General features: G+C 63.3%; 14 protein-coding genes and 2 pseudogenes. 6 read left to right on the forward strand and 10 right to left on the reverse strand.

The window, feature by feature from the left end; translation table 11 throughout:
* Window positions 1–22 precede the first annotated feature (22 nt).
* Window positions 23–1,240 carry an NAD(P)/FAD-dependent oxidoreductase gene (locus tag L0U83_RS37105; RefSeq protein ID WP_233889476.1) on the forward strand — a complete coding sequence of 406 codons (1,218 nt, stop codon included), beginning with the start codon at window positions 23–25 and terminating at the stop codon, window positions 1,238–1,240.
* Window positions 1,241–1,352: 112 nt separating this feature from the next.
* Window positions 1,353–2,762, forward strand: a complete 1,410-nt coding sequence (locus L0U83_RS37110; protein ID WP_233889477.1) for an MFS transporter — start codon at window positions 1,353–1,355, stop codon at window positions 2,760–2,762.
* Between the two features lie 178 nt (window positions 2,763–2,940).
* On the opposite strand, the pseudogene L0U83_RS37115 reads toward L0U83_RS37110, so the two are convergent.
* From L0U83_RS37115 to L0U83_RS37150, 8 genes and pseudogenes are all read right to left on the reverse strand, one after another.
* Window positions 2,941–3,135, reverse strand: a pseudogene (locus L0U83_RS37115) (transposase); the annotation flags it as partial.
* 597 nt (window positions 3,136–3,732) lie between these two features.
* Window positions 3,733–4,149, reverse strand: a complete 417-nt coding sequence (locus tag L0U83_RS37120; protein ID WP_233889479.1) for a plastocyanin/azurin family copper-binding protein — start codon at window positions 4,147–4,149, stop codon at window positions 3,733–3,735.
* 247 nt (window positions 4,150–4,396) lie between these two features.
* On the reverse strand, window positions 4,397–4,912 hold the full coding sequence (locus L0U83_RS37125; RefSeq protein WP_233889482.1) for a DUF2127 domain-containing protein: 516 nt from the start codon (window positions 4,910–4,912) through the stop codon (window positions 4,397–4,399).
* Entirely contained in the window at window positions 4,905–8,018 is a 3,114-nt protein-coding gene (locus L0U83_RS37130) for an efflux RND transporter permease subunit (RefSeq protein ID WP_233889487.1), read from the reverse strand. The genes L0U83_RS37125 and L0U83_RS37130 overlap by 8 nt, the downstream gene beginning before the upstream one ends.
* 41 nt (window positions 8,019–8,059) lie before the next feature.
* On the reverse strand, window positions 8,060–9,127 hold the full coding sequence (locus L0U83_RS37135; protein ID WP_233889489.1) for an efflux RND transporter periplasmic adaptor subunit: 1,068 nt from the start codon (window positions 9,125–9,127) through the stop codon (window positions 8,060–8,062).
* A pseudogene (locus tag L0U83_RS37140) lies at window positions 9,124–10,513 on the reverse strand (TolC family protein). The gene L0U83_RS37135 and the pseudogene L0U83_RS37140 overlap by 4 nt, the downstream one beginning before the upstream one ends.
* Window positions 10,514–10,735: 222 nt before the next feature.
* On the reverse strand, window positions 10,736–12,016 hold the full coding sequence (locus tag L0U83_RS37145) for a sensor histidine kinase (protein WP_233889991.1): 1,281 nt from the start codon (window positions 12,014–12,016) through the stop codon (window positions 10,736–10,738).
* Entirely contained in the window at window positions 12,006–12,695 is a 690-nt protein-coding gene (locus L0U83_RS37150; protein WP_233889992.1) for a response regulator transcription factor, read from the reverse strand. Before L0U83_RS37150 ends, L0U83_RS37145 begins: the two co-directional genes overlap by 11 nt.
* Window positions 12,696–13,024: 329 nt before the next feature.
* Here L0U83_RS37150 and L0U83_RS37155 point away from each other — a divergent pair, with 329 nt between their 5' ends.
* From L0U83_RS37155 to L0U83_RS37165, 3 genes are all read left to right on the forward strand, one after another.
* Window positions 13,025–13,798, forward strand: coding sequence for a phosphatase PAP2 family protein (locus tag L0U83_RS37155; protein ID WP_233889491.1), 774 nt, complete (start codon window positions 13,025–13,027; stop codon window positions 13,796–13,798).
* Between the two features lie 223 nt (window positions 13,799–14,021).
* Window positions 14,022–15,263: an MFS transporter gene (locus L0U83_RS37160; protein ID WP_233889494.1), complete on the forward strand. Its 1,242-nt coding sequence runs from the start codon at window positions 14,022–14,024 to the stop codon at window positions 15,261–15,263.
* Window positions 15,264–15,376: 113 nt separating this feature from the next.
* A complete protein-coding gene (locus L0U83_RS37165) occupies window positions 15,377–16,303 on the forward strand; it encodes a YncE family protein (RefSeq protein ID WP_373321201.1) in 927 nt (308 codons plus the stop codon).
* A 12-nt stretch (window positions 16,304–16,315) separates the two neighbouring features.
* Here L0U83_RS37165 and L0U83_RS37170 read toward each other — a convergent pair whose 3' ends face one another.
* Complete coding sequence (locus L0U83_RS37170; RefSeq protein WP_233889496.1) at window positions 16,316–16,516, reverse strand: DUF1289 domain-containing protein; 201 nt, start codon at window positions 16,514–16,516, stop codon at window positions 16,316–16,318.
* A gap of 221 nt (window positions 16,517–16,737) precedes the next feature.
* Here L0U83_RS37170 and L0U83_RS37175 point away from each other — a divergent pair, with 221 nt between their 5' ends.
* The gene (locus L0U83_RS37175; RefSeq protein WP_233889498.1) at window positions 16,738–17,562 is read left to right on the forward strand and encodes a phosphatase PAP2 family protein; all 825 of its coding nucleotides are present in this window, start codon (window positions 16,738–16,740) and stop codon (window positions 17,560–17,562) included.
* 109 nt (window positions 17,563–17,671) lie between these two features.
* On the opposite strand, the gene L0U83_RS37180 is transcribed toward L0U83_RS37175, so the two are convergent.
* Window positions 17,672–19,960: a heavy metal translocating P-type ATPase gene (locus L0U83_RS37180; RefSeq protein ID WP_233889500.1), complete on the reverse strand. Its 2,289-nt coding sequence runs from the start codon at window positions 19,958–19,960 to the stop codon at window positions 17,672–17,674.
* Between the last annotated feature and the right edge of the window lie 186 nt (window positions 19,961–20,146).

Consider the following 20,146-nt stretch of genomic DNA (forward strand, 5'->3'; position numbering starts at 1 on the left):
AACAAGCAAGGAGACAATGCTGATGGACTGCGATTTCCTCATCATAGGCGCGGGCCAGGCGGCAAGACGCGCCGCCGAGGCCCTGCGCGAACGCGACCCGGCTGCGCGCATCTGCATGGTCGGCGATGAACCCCATGCCCCCTACGACCGGCCGGCACTCTCGAAAGCGGCGCTGCAGGACGACGCGGGCGAGGCGCGCGCCTTCGTGCGCCCGCTCGACGACTATGCGCAATTGCGCATCGACCTGCGTCTTGGCACGGCCGTGACCGCGCTCTCGCCGAAACAGCATACGGCGATGCTGGGCGACGGCGGCCAGATTCGCTACAGCAAGGTGCTGCTGGCAACGGGCTCGCGGGCGCGTACGTTTCCGGGCCCCGTCGCGGCGGCCGCGCCGGTCCACTACCTGCGCACGCTCGGCGACGCGCGGCGCCTGCGTGCCGAACTTCGACCGGGGCGCCGCATCGTGCTGGTGGGCGGCGGCTTCATTGGCCTCGAAGTCGCGGCAACGGCCGTCACACTCGGCTGCACGACGACCGTGCTCGAACCCGGCGAGCGGCTGCTGCGCCGGACTATGCCGGCACCGGTTGGCGAGTTTATCGCCAGGCTGCATCGCTCGCGCGGCGTCGATCTGCGGCTCGGTGTCGCCGTGCAAGGCATCGAAGCGGGCGAAGACGGCACGGCACTGCTCCACACCAACGCAGGCGCGTTTGTGGCCGACGTCGTCGTCATCGGAATCGGCGCCGAACCCAACGTCGAACTCGCGGCGGTGGCCGGCATTGCGGTCGACGACGGCATCGTGGTCGATGAAGCGTGCCGCACGTCCGAGACGGACGTGTTCGCCGCCGGCGACGTTACGCGCCATTTCAATCCGCTGATCGGCCGGCACCTTCGAGTCGAATCGTGGCAGGTAGCCGAGAACCAGCCCGTGGCGGCCGCACTCGCGATGCTGGGCGAGTCGTCGAGCTACGCGGAATGGCCGTGGCTCTGGTCCGATCAATTTGAATGCAACCTGCAGTCGCTCGGGCTCTTCGAGCCGGAGCACACCATCGTGATGCGTGGAGAGCCGGAAGGCGGCGAGTGCTCGGTGCTGGGCCTCGACCGAACGGGCCGGCTGCGCGCGGCGGCGACCATCGATGCCGGCAAGGATCTGGCGGTCTGGCGGCGGCTGGCGTCGTCGGGCAAACCGCTCGATGCCGGGCGGCTCGCGGACCCGGCCGTCGCGCCGCGCTCGCTGATCTGAACGGCGCTGCGCCCCCGATCCACATGATCGGGACAATAGAACAATTCGGTGAAGTTCCGCGCCTGGCGCGGTCGCGGTCCCTAACATGCGTACTATCAGAAAGGTGGATGAGGTGACTCAATATTCAGGCGAATCAACGGCGGTGCTCGGCATGGACGAATCCGCACGACTAGTGCGCGAAAGCACACCGTCTGGCGGCTCGATTATCGACAACAGCCCGATGCTGGCGTTTCATTGGCGCTTGTTGTTCCAGTCGGCAGGCGGCCCGTTTCTCGATGGCTGGCTGCTCAGCATCATCGGCGTGGCGCTGATTGGCATGACGCCCGCGCTTCATCTGAGCGGCACGGACCTCAGCGCCGCGGGGGCGGCCGCGCTGATCGGCATCTTCATCGGCGGGCTCGTGTTCGGCCGTGTGACCGACGTCATTGGACGTCAGTTGATGTATACGATCGATCTGGTGGCGCTCGTCGTCTGCTCGGTTCTTTGCGCATTCGTCACAGCGCCGTGGCAGATCATCGTGCTGCGGTTCGTGATCGGCATCGCGATCGGCGCCGACTATCCGATCGCCACCTCGCTGCTTGCCGAGTGGCTGCCCGTGCGCAAACGCGCGGCGATGCTCGGTTCATTGGTGGTCGCGTGGTTTACCGGCGCGACTGTGGCGACGCTGCTCGGCTTCGTGATGATCCAGTACCTTGGCGAGTCGTCGTGGCGCTGGATGCTGGCAAGCTCCGGCGTGCCGGGCGCGATCATCCTGCTGATGCGCTTCGGCACGCCCGAGTCGCCGCGCTGGCTGATCTCGAAGGGGCGTATCGACGAAGCGCGCGAAGTCGTCAGGCGCGTGTTCGGCCCCGATGCCGACGTCCAATCGATTCGCGCGGAAGAAGTGGTCAAGCGCGAGCGCGCGGGCTTTGCGCTGTTGCTGCGCGGTGAGTATCTGCGCCGCACCGTATTCTGCGGCGTGTTCTATCTGTGCGCCGTGACGCCGGTGTTCGCGATCTACACGTTCGGCCCGGTCATCCTGCGCTCGTTCGGCATGGCGGACGGCAACATCAGCAACGTCGGCTACGCGCTCATCAGCGTGCTGTTCCTCGTCGGCTGCCTGCCCGCGCTGCGGCTTTCGGAGACGACCGGTCGCCGGCCGTTGCTGCTCTGGTCGTTCGTGTTCATGATCGTGCCGTTCGTGGCACTTGGCCTGGCACCGCGAGCGCCGGTCGGGATGATTATCTTCTGGTTCTGTCTGTATGCGGTGGCGTCCGGCGGACCGAACATCCTCGAATGGTCATACCCGAATGAACTGTTCCCGACCGAGATCCGCGCAACGGCAATGGGCCTCGTTACGGCGATGAGTCGCATCGGCGCCGCGCTGGGCACGTTCCTGCTGCCGATCTCGCTCGAGCACTATGGCGACGGCCCGACGATGCTGATGGTCGCCGCGCTTACGGCGGTGGGCTTTGTCGTATCGCTGCTGCTCGCGCCGGAAACAAAAGGTCGCTCGCTCGCACAGACGAGCGACGTGTCCTGACCGGAGTTAGGTGACGCACCGCCCGGACCGGCATGTTCGCTCGCCTGCCCGGGCTCACGTTTGCCGTGTTTCTGGTTGACCAGCCGCAAGCCCAGCGTTGCTATATTCCCGCCTGCTGATACTCTCAACTGGGATGCGGCGGTGACACGCACGATGCCGCCATGGCGCCGTCCCCATTCAGCATGCGAATCATCAAGTCTGGATCGATCGAAGGGCGCCCCGTATGACTGTAGAACGACGCCATGTGCTTGCGGAGATCTCCGGAATCGAAGAAGTCATCTATGCGGCGTAACAGATGACCCTTCGGGACATGATTATCAAGGTTGAACGCGTAAAACAACTGCTCATGATCACCGCCTCGCTGATCCATCATGACGATGCACTCCCGTCGATTGATGAATCCAGGATAGCGAACAATCCGACACTCGGAGGGCGCCCTTGCAAACGAAATAGGCCGTCTGCTGTCCGAGGCGGTAGCCCGTGATCGGTCTGCTTCGTTCGTTCTCCTGTAATGTCACAATTCGGCAGGCGAACAGGGGTGCCCGAGGATTCGGGCGCTTCCAGGTGAGTGCGTCGATGTCCAACGCGCACGCTGCAAAGGCGATGTGCTTCCGCCGAGAGCGAATGGGTCATATCGACCCTGAGCGGCCATTGCGACCAGTGTGACTCTAGTGATGGTTTCCAGGGGGCAATCGGTCATTCGTGAGCTCTGGCAACGGCTGTTTCCGGGAGACGTTTCACCAGCCTGCTGAAACAGGCATTCACGCCCACCGAAGGTTCGAATCACAAACTTGACGACGTCCTCGCCTGTCTTCGTGCCTGCCGTCCACGCGACGCGGGGCAAGCGCCAGCCTTGCTGGGGTGCAAAAGGCGACGATGCGTTCGCGACACTGCTGGGGAGCCGTTCGGCTCGGATCAACAGGCGCGGACGCCATACTTCTTCGGCCATCTTTCAGGTTTGACGAGGGGCTTACGGCGTCACGACAAGCTCCGTATGCATTCCCGCTGCATAGTGTCCCGGCTTGTTGCAGATCAGCGCGTAGTGCCCGGGCGCAAGCTTGAATGACACGCGCTTGCTCTTGCCCGGCGCGATATCTTCGACTTCGCCAATCTTGTTCAGCCTGCGCTCCAGCACCTCTCCCTTATTGACGGGAAGTGCGTCGTCCGCGAGATCCGTCTTGAGTACAACGAGTTCGTGTTCCATGTTGTTGCCAGCAGCATTCTTGACTTCAAGTGTGATGCGGCCCGCTTTCACGTTGTGCGTCCCTAGCTCGATCGAGTTCGATAGCAATGTCGCGTTGACGGTTTGCTCCGCCCAGCCTGCATGAGATGTCATCCCGAGGGCGATCACACTGGCGAGGAAAGTGATTCTGTAAGTGGCATACATGGCCGCCTCCTTGGCACCGGCGTATCGCGCGTGCCTCGCATCGAGCGATTGCAGCGCGCAATTTTTTGAGGCGCAGTTGCCCCTGCCTTTGTCAGGGCATCAATGCTTTCTGCGGCGCGCGATACACGCAGTAAACGTGCATGGTGAAAGTCATATTCCAGGAGCCCGCTGGCGTCTGTTTGAGCAGGTGTCTGGAACCTGCCCGCATCCTCAGGTATGTGCCCGGTTAGCGAAGCACCGGCACACGTCACGAACCTGGGACGACGATCTTTCGCTTGCTTCGAAGATACCGGTATTCGTGCCACGTGAGGGCGATGACGACGACGTCTAGTGCCGTCACCAGCAGCAACCAGACCGAGTGGGTGTACGTGAAGCGGTAGGCCTGGTAGGCGATAAACAGCGCGAAGACAACGATCGAGACAGGAAAGTACCAGAGTCTTTCGCGAAGCAGGCCGGCCACGAGCCAGAGCTTGACCACGCCATGACCAACCAGATAGAGCCCGGCGAATCTCTGGGCATCGCCGGACAGGTGTTGAACGGTGTGAATGAGAAAATTGGCCACCAGATCGTGCGGATCTTCGGCAAACTCATCCCGGGTGACCCACAGCACGAGCGCCAGAAAGTACCGCTGCGGGACCAGCCAGGTAGCGACACCGGCGGCAATTTCTGCGAGCGCGAAGATTGCCTTGAACCCCAGGGTCAACTCAAACAGCACGTGCAGGTTCTTCTCGCCCAGCAACCTTCTTTTGCCCGTCTCATGCATTCGCTGTCCCCGGTTCTGCGACTTCATCGCGCGCGAAGCGCCCGTAACGCAATGCCAGCGTTGGCAGGACAATCAGGTTCAGTGCGGTCGAGGTGATGAGCCCGCCAAGAATGACGATCGCCATCGGCCCTTCGATTTCGTTGCCGGGTGCGCCGCTCGTTACAGCAAGCGGTGAAAGCGCGAGCGCGGTCACCAGCGCGGTCATGAGGATCGGCACCAGCCGTTCCGACGCACCACGCACGGCAGTGTCCATGTTCCAGGTCAGCCCGTCGACGAGCACCAGATGCTCGTAGTGGCTGATCAGCATGATCGAATTGCGCAGCGATATGCCGAGCAGCGTGACGAAGCCCACCATGCTGCCAAGCGACAGGTTCCCGCCGCTCAGTACCACGCCCAGGACCCCGCCCACAAGCGCGAAGGGCAGGTTGATCATGACCAGCAGCACGGCGCGCCGGTTCTTCATCGCAAGGAACAGCAACAATGCGATGCCTACCAGCGCGATCCCACCGTACGCGAGCAGGTCGCGCTGGGACTGCGCGCGCGCTTCGCTCTCTCCGCTGAAAACGGCATAGGTGCCCGACGGCATCCTGATCTCGCGATTCACGCGCGCCTGCGCTTCCTTCACGAAGTCGCTGACCGGCCGGCTGCCGAGATTCACCGACACCGTCTGCACGCGCTGGCCACCGTCGTGCGTGATCTGGTAGCGGCCAGCGACCTGACGGATCGTCGCGAGCGTGGCGAGCGGCACGGCGAAGCCGTCGGCGTTGCGCACCATTAGTTTGCCCACGTCGCTGACCGAACTGCTCTGGGCCGGGTCGAGTACGACTGCGACTTCATAGCTGTGGCTGCCCTCGTAAATCTGCGAGACGGTCACACCCGCGTACGCGGCCTGGATGGCATCGAGAACTTCGACCGGGCGAAAGCCCCATCGGCTCAGTGCGTCAGGATTGAGCCTCACTTCCAGTTCGGGAATTCCGGGTGGCGAATCCACCCGCACGCTGGCAACGCCGTGGATCGTACCGATCAACTGGGCGATCTGCTGCGACGTACGATCGATCACATCGAGATTGTTGCCGAAGACGTTCACGACTACAGGCGCCGTCGTCCCCGAAATGGTTTCGTCGATGCGTTCTTCAAGAAACGTATTGACCGAGGTGGAGAGCCCCGGAAAACGCGCCAGTGCCTGGCGGATCCGGTAGAGCGCCCAGCGCTGGCCCGACGCACCCATCGGCTTGAGGTCGACCTCGAACTCGGAGAGCTGCACGCCGGTCGGGTCGACCACACTGTTCGCGCGTCCGGCACGCTGCGCCACGAGACGCACGCCTGGCACATGCATCAGCGCCTGTGAGACCTGAGTGCCGACGCGCATCGATTCGGCGAGCGAGGTGCCCGGTGCGAGCCCCATATGAACGGTGTAATGGCCTTCCCGCAATTGCGGAATGAAACTTCCGCTCATGAAGGGCAGCGCCGCGAGCGCCGCGGCGCACATCACCGCGACGATCGCCATGACCGCCTTCACGTGCTGCTCGACCTTCGCCAGCAGTGCGATGTACCGTGTCTTGAGGCGCACGATCAGTCGTGGCTCGCGCTCGGGCAACGGTCCTTTCGACGGCAGGGCGAGCGCCATCGCGGGCGTGAGCGTCAGGGCGACGCCCAGCGACGCGAGTACGGCAAGCATGTAGGCGATGCCCAGGGGCGCAAAGAGCCGGCCACCGATACCTGTGAGCGTGAGCACGGGCAGGAAGATCAGCATCACGATGAAGGTCGCGAACACGACCGCACTGCGCACTTCGAGCGATGCGCGCAGCACGACACGAAAGGCGGGCAGCGGCTCACGCAACGTGCCGTTCTCCCGCAGGCGCCGGTAAATGTTCTCGACGTCAATGATCGCATCGTCGACCACTTCGCCCAGTGCGATGGCGAGCCCGCCCAGCGTCATCGTGTTGAGGCTGACACCGAACGAGGTGAGCACGATGATCGCGACCAGCAGCGACATGGGAATCGCGGCCGCAGAGATGACGGCGGTGCGCACGTTGAGCAGAAACAGGAACAGCACCGCGATGACGAGCAAGGCGCCGACGATGAGCGCCAGGCGCAGGTGACCGACGGATGCCTCGATGAAGTTCGCGGGCCGGAAGACGTTGGCGTTGACGTCCACCCCCTGGCGGGCGAGTGCCGGCCCAAGCCCGGCGAGTGTCTTTTCGATGTCACGCGTCACGGCCATCGTGTTGGTCCCGTACTGGCTTTCCATCACGACCATCACGCCGGGCTTTCCCATGATGGACGCTGCGCCAACGGCCGGTGCGTTGCCCCACGTAACACTGGCGACGTCGCCAAGACGTACCGCTGCGCCGTTGCTGGAGCGCACCACGACGCCGGCGAGCTTTTGCGGTGTCGCGATCTGGCCATCGGCGTTGACGGCAATGCGCTGGTTTCTGTTTTCGATGAACCCGGCGCCGCGAACGCCGGTAGCCTGGCGCGCCGCGGCGATGACATCCTGGATCGACAAGCCGTGGGTTGTCAGCTTCGCGGGATCGACCTGGATCTGCATCTGGCGCGTCTCTCCTCCGAACACGATCACATCGGCCACGCCTCGCGCGCTCAGAAACTGCGGCTTGACGGTCCACTGCGCGATGTCGTAGAGGTCCGCGAGCGAGCGCGTCTTCGACGTCAGACCAATCGTGCGCACGACGCTCGTCGTCGTGGTGAGCGGCAGGAGCTGGGGAGCCGCGACACCCGCCGGTAGCGCGCCCGCAAGCGCGCTGATGCGCTCGGTGACGAGCTGCCGGACCTGCATAACGTTGGCATGGTCGTCGAAGACGAGCGTGACCGAGGAGAGGCCCTGCATGGACCGCGAGCGGATCGACTGCAGGCCGGTCATGCCGCCGAGGGCATTTTCAACCGGCTGGGTGACGAGGGTCTCCACCTGTTCGCTCGTCATGCCTGGCGCGGCCGTCTGCACGATGCTCATCGGCGGCGCAAATTCTGGAAAGACGTCGAGCGTGGCGCGCGTGAGCGAAAAGAGCCCGTAGCCAGCCGTCATGATGGCCAGCGAGAAAATGACGCCGCGAAAGCGCAGCGAAAAGCGGATGATCGCGTCAAGCATGGGGCGCTGTGTGTCGTGGTTCTGGACGAGGCATGCGAGGCTTAGTCATCACACTCGGGCGGATCCTTGCAGGCGGTGCCGATGCCCTGTGGCTTGATTTCTTCGGAGAGCAGCAGTTGTGCCCCCTGCGTCACGATCTGGTCGCCGGCCTGGAAGCCGGAGGTCACCATGAAGCCGTGATCGCCCTCGTTGCCTGCTGGCACGTAGCGCCGCGTGAAGCGGTCGTGCGCCGTGCGCACGTAGGCCCACGTCTGACCGCCGTACCACACCACCGCCTGCTCAGGGATCAAGAGTCCGGATACGGCCACGCTTGACGTCGGCACGCGCGCACGCGTGCGCAGGTTCGCTGGCAGCGCGGTGGCGGCGACGTAAAACCACGGCGTGCCCTGTACGGCAGGATCGGCGAGGGGCGAAGCGGAAAGCCTCTGGGCGGGCACCGTGCCGCCGCTGGACGTATCGACCGGGATACGTTCGGGCGGCGTCGTGCCAAAGCTGGCTGGCAACGTGACGCGCAGGACAACCGACTGACCGGACTGGAGGCGCTGGAACAGCGTAGAGCCCGGCGTCGTTGCAGCGTTCGCGAGCGCATCGCCGAACTGCTGGCGCATCGTGCCGACAAGGCCGTCAAGCGTGACACGCGCGGACTGCAGTTTTGCCGCGTCGCCCTGCATGGTCGCCTGTGCGGCCTGGAGACTCTTCTGGGAAACATTGCGGTCGTCGTTGAACAGTACGCGGCTGTCTTCGTACTGCGTACGTGAGCTGGCCGCCTGGGCGGTGAACGTGTCGACGTCCGCGCGTGCGCTGGCCACGCGGTTACGCAGATCGAAGAGCGGCTGCAGATCGATGACCGTGGCGTCTGCGCCGATGCTTGACTGGCTCGTGACGGCCGCAAGCGGCGCGACTTCGATATGGCCGGCGCGCTGTGCATCCGGGTTCACGATCACGACCGTTTCGCCATTGACCGTCTGCACGGCGGGCGGCGGAGCGGATTGTGCCGCCCCAGCGGCCGTTGGACCGGAGTCGTCAAACGCCTGGTTGATGATGTACCAGCCTGCCAAAGCGCAGAGGGCCAGCGAAACAATGCTAAGGAAGATCAGCCGGAATTTCATCGCGTAGTCCCCTCACTGAGAGTCTGGCTCATTGCCTCGTGGCTGAGGGGTAACTGCATCGCATCTTCGAGTGCGCCGGCAGCCTGCTGGACGGCGACTTCGGCGTCGAGATGGGCGGTCTCACTCGACTGATAATCGGCCTTCGTCTGTGTGTAGGTCAGACGGTCCGCATTTCCGCTGGCGAACGCGGCCGCCTGGCTGTCGAGTTGGCGGCGGGCGCTCGCCAGATGGGCGTCGGAGATATGCAGCGCTTCAGTGCCCGACTGGTAGCGCGCCAGCGTGTGCGCAAGGTCGCCGATGATCCTGTCCTGCAGCGCGCCGGTGCGGACCGCCGCTTCCTTGCGCCTGGCCTCGGCCTGTTTGATACCCCCTGGTTCTGGTCGAAGATCGGCAACGTGATGCCGGCCAGTCCGAAGCCGATCTTGTTGGTGCCGGTGTCGTACGTGTAGCCGGGACCGAGATGGATGTCCGGATACTGCTTCGCGACCTCGAGCTGAAGCGCCGATTCGGCCGCGGCGTAATCGGCCAGCGAGGCGCGCAGATCGGCGCGATGAAAGATCGCCGCGCGCTGCGCATCCGCTGCCGGTGGCGCAGGGGGCGCCGTGCCGAAGGCGCTCAGGTCGAGTGTGACGCTGTCGAGCGCGGTGACCGGCACGCCGATGGCGGCGGCCAGTTGGGCGCGCGCATCTTCTTCGGCACTTCGCGCGGCAGCAAGATCGCTCTGGGCCTGGGTATCGGCAAGCATGGCGGCGTCGACATCGGGCTCCGAATACTGGCCGACTGCGAGTCGGTGGCGGCTCATGACCGTGACCTGCCGCTGGGCCTCCGCCTTCGCGGACAGGAAGGCGATACGCGTGCGGGCGGCGTACAGGGCGAGCATGGGACCTGCGCAGCAACCGTCCACGCCGCGGTGATGATGTTGAGCCGTGCCGCTTCCGAGAGGTGAGTCGCCTGATCCACGCGATAGCCGCGCTTGTGTGCAGTTTCGATCGGGATGTCGAGCGACGGGCCCCAGGTGAAGGGCGCGCCTGGCCCCGGGTTAGGCGTGTTGTACTGGAACGGCAACTGCAGGACCGGATTGGGAATCGCGTTGGCGACATCGATGCCGGCTTCGGCTGTACCCCATTGCGCGCGGGCCAGGTCGAGCGTCGGACTGTAGTAAAACGCCGCCAGGGTCAGCAGTTCGCGGTTCCAGACTGCATGCGGCCACGGTGTGACATCGTGGCCAGCTTCGCGCGCGATCCAGGCATGCAAATCCCCGCTCGCAAGCGAGCGCTGCTCGAATTGCCGGGCAATCTGGTCTGGGGCGATCGGCTGGGGATGATAGGTCGTACAGCCCGCCACTCCGGTCACGGCGATGAAGACAATCGATAACGCGCGGCGCATTCTGACATCCCGTCGGACATTGTGCCGCCCACGCGGGCAGCTTTCGCGCCGGATGCTACGCCACCGGTTGTGAAGTTTTCGTCAAGATGGAGCCGCGCGGCCGCCAGGCGGGGGCGAGCACGTGGGCGAAGCCGTTCCGCAAACGGCAGAACTGCCCGAGATTCGACGCCATTCGGTAGAGTGTGAAGCTTTCGTCAGGAACATGTTGAGCCTCGCGTGGGATCAACTCCTGTTTGCAGCGGGTAGACGAAGCGAGACACAGGTCCCTTTGCCGGGCTCACTTCCGATCTCGATTGACCACCCGTAGCGCTCGCAGAGCTTCCTGACGATAGACAGGCCGATTCCGGCGCCTGGTGTCGGGGTGTCCGGCGAGGCTGCCTGGTAGAACCGGTCAAAGACATGCGGAAGCACTTGCGCTGGTATTCCGGGCCCCGTGTCCTCTATGTACAGCCAGCCGTTGGCGTGGCGAAACTGAATGCGTCCCTGGTCGGTATGCCGTACGGCGTTGTCAACAAGATTGGATAGCACGATCGAAAGCGCAGGCCGGTTGACCACGACCCGAAGTTCGCGGTCCACAGCAATGCTCGTTTCAACTCCCTTTTGCGCGAGGCGCTCGGCGAAAGGGGTAAGCGCGGTTTCAATCATCTTCGCCACTGCCACAGGCTCGACTTCGCGTGCCGAATCCTCCCGCGCGAGCATGAGCAGCGCATTCGTGAGTTCGCGCATGTTGTCCGCTGCCCGCCCAATCTGCTGCAGACGTGCACGCGATTTGCCGCAGATCGCCGTATCCTGCTCGAGCAGCTCGCAGCTTGTCTTGATGGTCGTGAGCGGCGTGCGCAGCTCGTGGCTGACATTCCCGGTGAACGCCTTTTCGCGCGCAATCATGTCGGCCATGCGCTGGTGATAGTCATTGAAGGCCTCCACGAGCCCGACGAGTTCTGTCTCATCGTATTTGCCTGGTTGGATCGGGGCCGATTCTCCGAGCCGTAGCGTCTTCACCTGCTCGGCGAGCCCCGCAACCTGTCGTACCAGCAGTCCGGAAAGGCCGAAGGACAGCCAGATAGTGAGGAGTGCAAAGATGCCTGTGCCGCCCATCAGGGCGTTGATGACTTCCTTGAAATGCTTTTCGTAGATGTTGAAGTTGTAGACCCGGTACAGGCGCGCCGTGCCGAGGGGCGCAATCGCGACGTGGATCTCCCGTTCGTCGATAATGATTTCGTGCATGCCGAAGGGCAGGTGCATGGCAGTTTCGGGCAAGGCAATGGACCCGTGATCCGCGCCAGACACATAGCCATGCATTCGTATGTCGAATGGTGGCAGCAACGCCGGGTTGGCCTGGTAGCTCTTGAGCACACTCGCCATGTCGTCACGGATGAGCGCCGCAATCAGTTTCTCTTCCTGCGCCTCAGCCAGGGCCCGCACGCCCAGCGCCTGCGCGACCAGCAGCGCGATGGTCAGCACCGAAAAGACCAGGGCGACCTTGAAGCGCAGGCTATTTCGCATCATCATCGCCCGCCACGAGCCGGTACCCCACGCCGTGGAGCGTTTCGATCACGTCCGTTTCACCGGGCCCGCACAGCGCCCGGCGCAGGGTATAGACGTGCGTGCGCAGCGTGTCGCTGTCCGGCAGTTCCTCGCCCCAGATTTCGGACTCGAGCTCCGCACGGGTGAGGGTGCGCTGGGGCGACTGCATGAGGAGGCGCAGCAAGTGAAGACATTTGGGAGGAAGCTTGACTGGCCGGCCTGCACGCTCGACGCTCATCGTCGAGAGGTCGAGGCGCACATCCTCGAACCGGAGATCCATGGCGGCAACCTGACCACGGTAGCGTTTGATCATTGCGCCAAGACGTGCGCCCACTTCCTTCAGGGAGAACGGCTTGACCAGATAATCGTCGGCGCCGTGCACGAATCCCGCGAGCTTGTCTTCAAGCGCGTCCCGCGCGGTCAACATCAGCACGGGTGTGTCCCGGCCCGCCTCTTCTCGCAGCCTGCGGCAGAGCGTGAGCCCGTCCACGCCCGGCAGCGACAGATCGAGAAGGATGGCGTCCCACGCTTCGGCGAGCGCCATCTGCAGACCCGCGTTGCCATTGGACGCTAGGTCGACCTCATAACCGCTTGCCTCGAGATAGTCATAGAGGTTCGCGGCAATCGAGGAATCGTCTTCGACAATGAGAACCTTTATGGACATCCGTTTATCACGCGCTGGCTGGCAGAGAGGTGATGCTACCGCAGACTGTCTCGTGCCGTGGCTGCGAAAGCGTCGCCGGCGCTTGCGCATGTAAGTTTGTCTTCAGATTGCAGGTAAAGTTGCTGCTGTCGCGAGGGCGTCCGCGCGCCGCATCCAGCTGACGCCTGGATCCGACGTTCTTGCTATGCCGGCAGTCCGAGGTCATTGCGACCGACGTGTGTCGCAGGGTGTCCACCACGGGTTACCGGAGGTTCCCGATGAAGCCACTAAGCATGCTTTTCAGCAAGTTGTTGCGACGGTTTTCCTGCAAGGAGCCTGGGGCTATGGCTGGCAACGAAGAGGGGTGGCGATTTGTGCTTCGCCGAACGGGTTTCACGAAGTTGGCGGTGGCCGTCCTTCTGGTCATTGGCGGCATCTGGCTGTTTCTCGGAATTCTCGAAGACATTCTCACCAGCGACCCACTTGTCACCGTCGACCGGATGCTCCACAAGGCGCTGCAGGGGCTTCGCGCTCCACTCATTGACCACGTGATGGTGGCAGTTTCAGAGCTTGGCGACGCAGCAGTCACGATTCCCGTATCCATGGCAGTGCTGGCTACGCTCCTGCTTCGGCGCGAATGGCGCACGGCCGGGTACTGGATTGCGGCAATCGCAATGGCAGAAGCATCAGTGAAACTGATCAAATTTGCTGTGCGGCGGTCACGACCGCTGTCGATCTACCAAGGCATTGAAAGCTTTTCCTTTCCCAGCAGCCACGCGACATTGAGTATTGTCGTCTATGGCTTCCTTACGTACCTCGTCTGCCGCGGCCGTCAAAAGCAGGCCCAAATCAGGATTGCCCTGATAAGTGGTCTGCTAATAGCACTGATTTCCATTTCCCGCCTGTACCTCGGTGTTCACTGGTTTTCCGACATTCTGGCTGGTCTCAGTCTCGGCACGGCGTGGATCGCGTTTCTATCGATTGCCCACAATCTACGGGACCTCGACAGACGAGGTTCCTCGGCGCTGTGGATCGTCGCGCTTGTCACATTTCTGACGACTGCGGTGATTCACATCTCACTGCACCATACCGCTGATTTTGTTCGCTATGCGATGTAACTGAAGATGCAGACGTTGTCGAACCGATTCACGAATCGGATCCGCTCAGTGAACCTGCCAGCCGCACGGAGCGTACTATCCGGCCGCGCCGTTCATTAGTTTAAGCAGGGATTTAACACTGCAATGAGATTTCAGGCGACGATGCCGTCACGCGCAGCGGTCTGATGCTCAACCGTACGACGTACGCGCGGCGCGACTTCGGGGCGTAAATCAGGGTAATGCGATGACTCCTGTCAGGATGCCCCTTTCAATGCTTCTCCCGCCTGCGGGCGTGGACAGGAGTGTGTGGCTGCTGCTCGCCGCACGTAGCCTGCGTGGGATCTGCGACGGGTTTGTCGCCGTGTTGCTGCCAGCGTATCTGCTGTCGCTTGGTTTCGGGAAGCTCACGGTTGGCCTGATCGGCACCGCCACCCTGCTTGGCTCGGCCGTTGCGACGATCGTCGTGGGCCTGCTGGGTAGCCGTTACCCGCAGCGCGCACTGCTGCTCTTCGCTGCCGCCCTGATGGCGGCAACCGGTATTGCGTTCGGATTCCTGTCGTCACTCTGGCCGCTGCTCGTGGTGGCGTTTGACGGCACGCTCAATCCAGGCTCGGGTGACGTCAGCCTGTTTCTGCCGCTTGAGCACGCACGTCTCGCCGAAGTTGCGAAGAGCGATGTACGGACTGCGCTGTTTGCCCGCTACAGCCTCGTCGGTGGGCTGTCGGCTGCACTGGGAGCGCTGCTCGCTGCGCTCCCCGACTGGATTGCGGCGCATTCGAGCCTTTCCGCGTTCCTCGCCATGCGCGGGATGTTTATCGTCTATGCGATCACGGGCATCGTCGTTTTCCAGCTGTATCTCCGGCTGCCGAAGCGTGAAGCACACGTAACGGCAGCCCGCGCGCCGCTCGGTCCGTCCCGGGGGATCGTCACGCGTCTCGCGCTGCTCTTCAGCGTCGACGCGTTTGCCGGAGGGCTGCTCGTGAACTCGCTGATGACGCTGTGGCTCATCCAGCGCTTTGGCCTTTCGCTCGCCGCCGCAGGACAGTTCTTCTTCTGGTCGGGGCTGCTCAGCGCAGGTTCGCAACTGGCTGCGGCGCCGATTGCACGAAGGATCGGTCTGCTCAACACCATGGTGTTCACCCACATTCCATCGAGCGTGTGCCTGATCGCCGCCGCCTTCACGCCCACGCTACCGCTGACCCTGGCGCTCTTGCTAGTCCGCAGCGCACTGTCACAGCTTGACGTACCGACCCGCAGTGCTTACGTGATGGCCGTCGTGACGCCGCCCGAACGGCCGGCGGCGGCGAGCTTTACGGCAGTGCCGCGCAGCCTCGCTGCGGCCGTCGCACCGACGATCGCAGGTGGTCTGCTTGGCGCCGGATGGCTCGGCGCGCCACTGATAGCGTGCGGCGCGCTCAAGATTGCCTACGATCTCGCGGTGCTCGCCGCTTTCCGTCATATCAGGCCGGACGGCGGATCATCGTGAAAAGTGTGCGCGCCGGTCATCGCTTCATTGCGCCATTCATCGGCATGCTTTTCGCGGTCGCGGTTGCGGCCGGGAGCGGTGCCGGATGTACCGCATCTGGAGCGGATGACGCCATGACTGGTGACCTGCCACTGATGCACGTGGAGGATGTACCGCTGCCCGGACGCGCGTCACGCTTCGACTATGAAAGTTACGACCCAGGCCGGCACCTGCTGTTCATTGCGCACCTGGGGGACAGTGAGGTTGTGGTGTTCGACACCGTTGCGTCCCGGGTCGTCGCGCGCATACCCGGCATCTCCGCCGTGCATGGCGTGCTGGTGGTGCCCGAGCTGTCCCGCGTCTATGCGTCGGCGACCGGCACGAACGAGATTGTCGCCATCGACGAGCGCACGCTGAGGATCATCGCCCGCGCGCCGGGCGGCGTCTACCCAGACGGCATGGCGTATGCACCCGACGCGCGCAAACTCTACGTCTCCGATGAGAGGGGGGAGACCGAGACGGTGATCGATGTCCCCGGAAACCGGCGTATCGCGACAATTCCACTCGACGGGGAAGCGGGCAATTCGCAATACGATCCAGTTTCGCGACACATCTTCGTCAATGTGCAGACGCGTCGCCAGTTGGTGGAGATCGATCCGGGCAGCAATACCATCGTTTCCCTTACCGACCTGCCGGGCGCGAAAGGCAATCACGGACTGCTGATCGATCCGGCTTCGCGCCTCGCGTTTATTGCCTGTGAGGACAACAATCGCCTGCTGGTTCTCGACATGCGCACGATGATGGTTATTGCGGCGTTCGATGTCGGAGGCGATCCGGATGTCCTGGCGTTCGATCCCGCAATGCACATGGTCTATGTGGCCGGTGAGGCAGGCGTCGTCTCGATGTTTCGCGTTGGCGCGTCCCGAGTGGCGAAGATTGGCGAAGGGCATGTGGGACCGAATGCGCACGTTGTCGGTGTCGATGCCGCCACGCACCGGTCGTACTTTCCGCTGAAGGATGTCGACGGCCATCCCGTGCTGCGGATCATGGCACCGCGATAGGGGCGCGCCCTTTCAGTCCTGTTTCGACGTTTGCGGCGCCTCACGGGCCAGCTTTGCTTGTCGCCGTGGCCTTTCATTGAGGATCTGATGCCGCCGGTGGTCCGTCATCCTTTTCCAGCCCCGTGCTTCCTCACGCGTCCGGTAGCAGCCGGTGCAGAACCCGGTCTTGCCATCGAACGCACACAGCTCGATGCAGGGTGATTTGACAGCCATGGTGGTTTTCTCACGCGACACCGGATAGAGAATAACGAACTTGACGCAGTCGATCCCGGATGACTGCTTCCGGAGGCGTCCATGAATCGGCACTGTGTGTTCAGGTGTCCTCTTACCCCTGGCCGATGCTATGTTCCGGTGTGGGAGAACGGGGCGCGGAACTGTTGGGTCAATCTGGTTCGCGAGTGCTAATTCGAAGGTATCCGACGGAGCGACTGAGCATGCTTCTCAGCAAGTTGTTGCGACGGTTTTCGCATATGAGGCCTGGACCCGAAGCCGGCAAGTCACGGGGATGGCGATTTGTACTTCACCGCACCGGCTTCGCGCGGTTCTCGGCGGCCGTCATTCTGATCCTTGGCGGCATCTGGCTGTTTCTCGGTATTCTTGAAGACGTCCTCAGCGGGGACCCCTTGGTCACCGTTGACCGGATGCTTCACGAGGGGCTGCAGCGATTTCGCGCTCCCCTTTTTGACCACGTGATGGTGGCCGCTTCGGAACTTGGTGATGCGGCGGTCACGATTCCGGTCTCCCTCGCTGTGCTTGCCACGCTCCTGTTTCGGCGCGAATGGCGCACGGCGGGGTACTGGATTGCGGCAATCGCAATGGCAGAAGCATCAGTGAAATTGATCAAATTTGCCGTGCGGCGGTCACGACCGCTGTCGATCTACGAAGGCATTGAAAGTTTTTCCTTTCCCAGCAGCCACGCGACATTGAGCATTGTCGTCTATGGCTTCTTGGCGTACCTCGTCTGTCGCGGCCGTCAAAAGCATGCCCAAATCAGGATTGCCGTGACAAGCGGTTCGGTAATAGCACTGATTTCGATTTCCCGCCTGTACCTCGGAGTTCACTGGTTTTCCGACATTCTGGCTGGTCTCAGTCTCGGCACGGCCTGGATGGCGTTCCTGTCGATTGCCCACAATCTACGGGACCTCGACAGACGAGGTTCCTCCGCGCTGTGGATGACTGCGCTTGTTACTTTCCTGACGGCTGCTGTGATTCACATCTCCCTGCGCCACGGGGTTGATTTTGGGCGTTACGCTATGTAGCAGAAGACGGCTTTGGTCGAACCGCTTCGCAAATCAGGCAAGGCCAGTATGTGTCTCAGCGCCCTCAGCGCTCAGTGACGACGCGTCGAGCGCCCGGGTGCGGGCGAGGCTATGTGCTATCGCCGAGCGCATGAAAAAGCTCGTCTTCCTGGGCAAAGTGCAAGCGGACAACCGCGTAAAGCCCGTAAAGCAGGCGCTGGATCTCACGCAGCCATTCGGAGTCTGGACCGTCGGTTGGCATGTCGTTCGCCATCCGGTTCAGTGTCTGGGTGACGTGAAAGATTTCGCGGTGCATGGCGCTCATCGACGCGAGTGGGTCGTCCCCACCCAGCAGCGGCGCGAGTTGAGGGTAGACCTGTGCATCGTCGCGAGCCTCGTGCGGGATGAGCCGCTGTTTCAGCAGCGCGCCCAGATCGGAAAGTCGGCCTTTGACCGTTGTAGCGGGCAGATCCGGCAACTCGTCAGCAAGCTGCCGGATCTGCTCGATCACCGGTTCGAGTTGCGTATGCTCGCGCTTCATCTGGGCGGCCGAGTCCGGCTGCAGGACGCCGCCCGGCCCTGTGGGTGCGCGCAATGCACGCAGTGCGTTCGCGATGGCGGCGACGTCGATAAATTCCTGAAGCACCGCGCCGGCTAGCGGGGGCAGCAAACCGATCGCTGCGAAACCCATGGCGACCACAGAAAGCCCCATGCCAACGTACACGCTTTGGATCGCGATGCGGCGCGTGCGCTGGGCCACACGCCGCGCCTCAGCCAGCCTGTCGAGCCGGTCGACCAGCAGGATCACATCGGCAGCCTCGGACGACGCGGCTGCTCCCTTTGCTCCCATCGCAATGCCGACGTCGGCAGTCGCGAGCGCGGGTGCATCATTCACCCCGTCGCCGACCATCATTACGGGGCCGTTTTGTCTCGCGTCATTGATTGCTGCGAGTTTATCCGCGGGCGTCTGACCGGCGCGTACGGCATCGACCTGAAGTATGGTGCCGACAGTTTCAGCTACGTCGGCCCGATCTCCCGTGAGCATTACGATTCGATCAACGCCTTCCCGACGTAGCAGCCTGAGTGCGCGCGGCGTGTCGGTACGGATACGGTCCGCCATCTGGATGGCGCCCGTCATGACCCCGTCCTCGCTGACGAAGACCGCAGATGCGCCTTCGTAGGCGACGCGACGAAGGAGTCGCTCACTCCAGGGCGCGGCGGGCGCCGTCGTGCATACGAACTCAAACGATCCGATGGCGACCGCGTGTCCGTCGACGTTTCCTGCGACTCCCGCACCGGGGGCTTCACGCACGCCCTGTGGAGCTGACAGTGCGAGCTGGCGTGCGTGCGCCTCCGACGTGACTGCTTCGGACATGACGTGAGACGAGGCCTGCGCGAGCGACGCGGCGATGCGCAAGACGCGCTGCGGGCTGTCCGCCGGGCTGGTCTGAATCGCGACAAGGCGTGCGTGTCCGGCGGTCAGCGTCCCCGTCTTGTCGAAAAACAGCGTGCGAGCGATCGCGAGTTGTTCGAGCGCGGCGCCATCCTTGACGAGCACGCCGCGGCGAGCGCATCGGGACATACCTGACACGATCGCGACCGGCACGGCGAGGATCAGCGGACAGGGCGTTGCCACGACGAGCACCGCGAGCGCACGCACCGCCTCGCCGCTTGCAAGCCACGCTCCGGCAGCAACGAGCAATGTGCTCCCGACGAACCCGAGTGCATAGCGATCGGCGAGTCGCGCCGCCGGGCTACGCCCTCGCTGGGCCGATTCAACCATCCGCACAATCCCGGAAAATGTGCTGTCCGCCGCCGTCGCGGACGCGATCATCTCAAATGGCGCGCCGACGTTCACTGCGCCGCTTCGGACCACTTCGCCGGATGCGCGTGCGCAACTGCGTGATTCGCCCGTCAGTGTCGATTCATCCAGGTCTGCAGCGCCGGTCAGGGTTCCATCGACTGGCACGACATCACCATGACGCACGAGCAGACGATCCCCCGCTGCGATGCGGTCGAGCGCGGTGGGGCGCCACTCGCCGGCCTCGAGTCGCATCGCCTCGCGCGGCGCGTGGCTAAGCAACGCGGTCATCTCTGACCGCGCCCGGGCGCGTGCGTAGTCCTCCAGGGTCCGGCCCGTCGTGAGCATCAAGGCGATAACGGCAGCAGTGAGCCGTTCGTCCAGAAGCAGCGCGAATACAATGGCCAGCGCGGCAAGAACGTCGACCCCAGCCTCGCGGCGACGCAGTGCACTTGCAATCGACACGCCTAGCATTGCGAGAACTGGCAACGGGCCCACCAGCCAGAGGAGGCGTGCCGCCTCATCCGATCCAGCGATGCGGCAGACAATTCCCGCGATCAGCGTAGCCGCGCAAACGGCGAGCAGGAGCACATTCGGCGATCGTACGATGTAGTGCATGACAGGGGCACACCTCCATCTGACGGCCGGGGATACTGCACGGGGCGGTTTTCTGCTGTTCCAGAGCCCGCTGGCGAAACGGGTTCTGCCGCAGCGTGCGTCAACGGATTACCTTGATGGGTCGCCCGCAAAGCTGGATGATCTGCATCATACGTCGGCGCCCTATCCAGGGCAGTATGGAGACGG

The organism is Paraburkholderia flagellata, from assembly GCF_021390645.1.
Classification (GTDB): domain Bacteria; phylum Pseudomonadota; class Gammaproteobacteria; order Burkholderiales; family Burkholderiaceae; genus Paraburkholderia; species Paraburkholderia flagellata.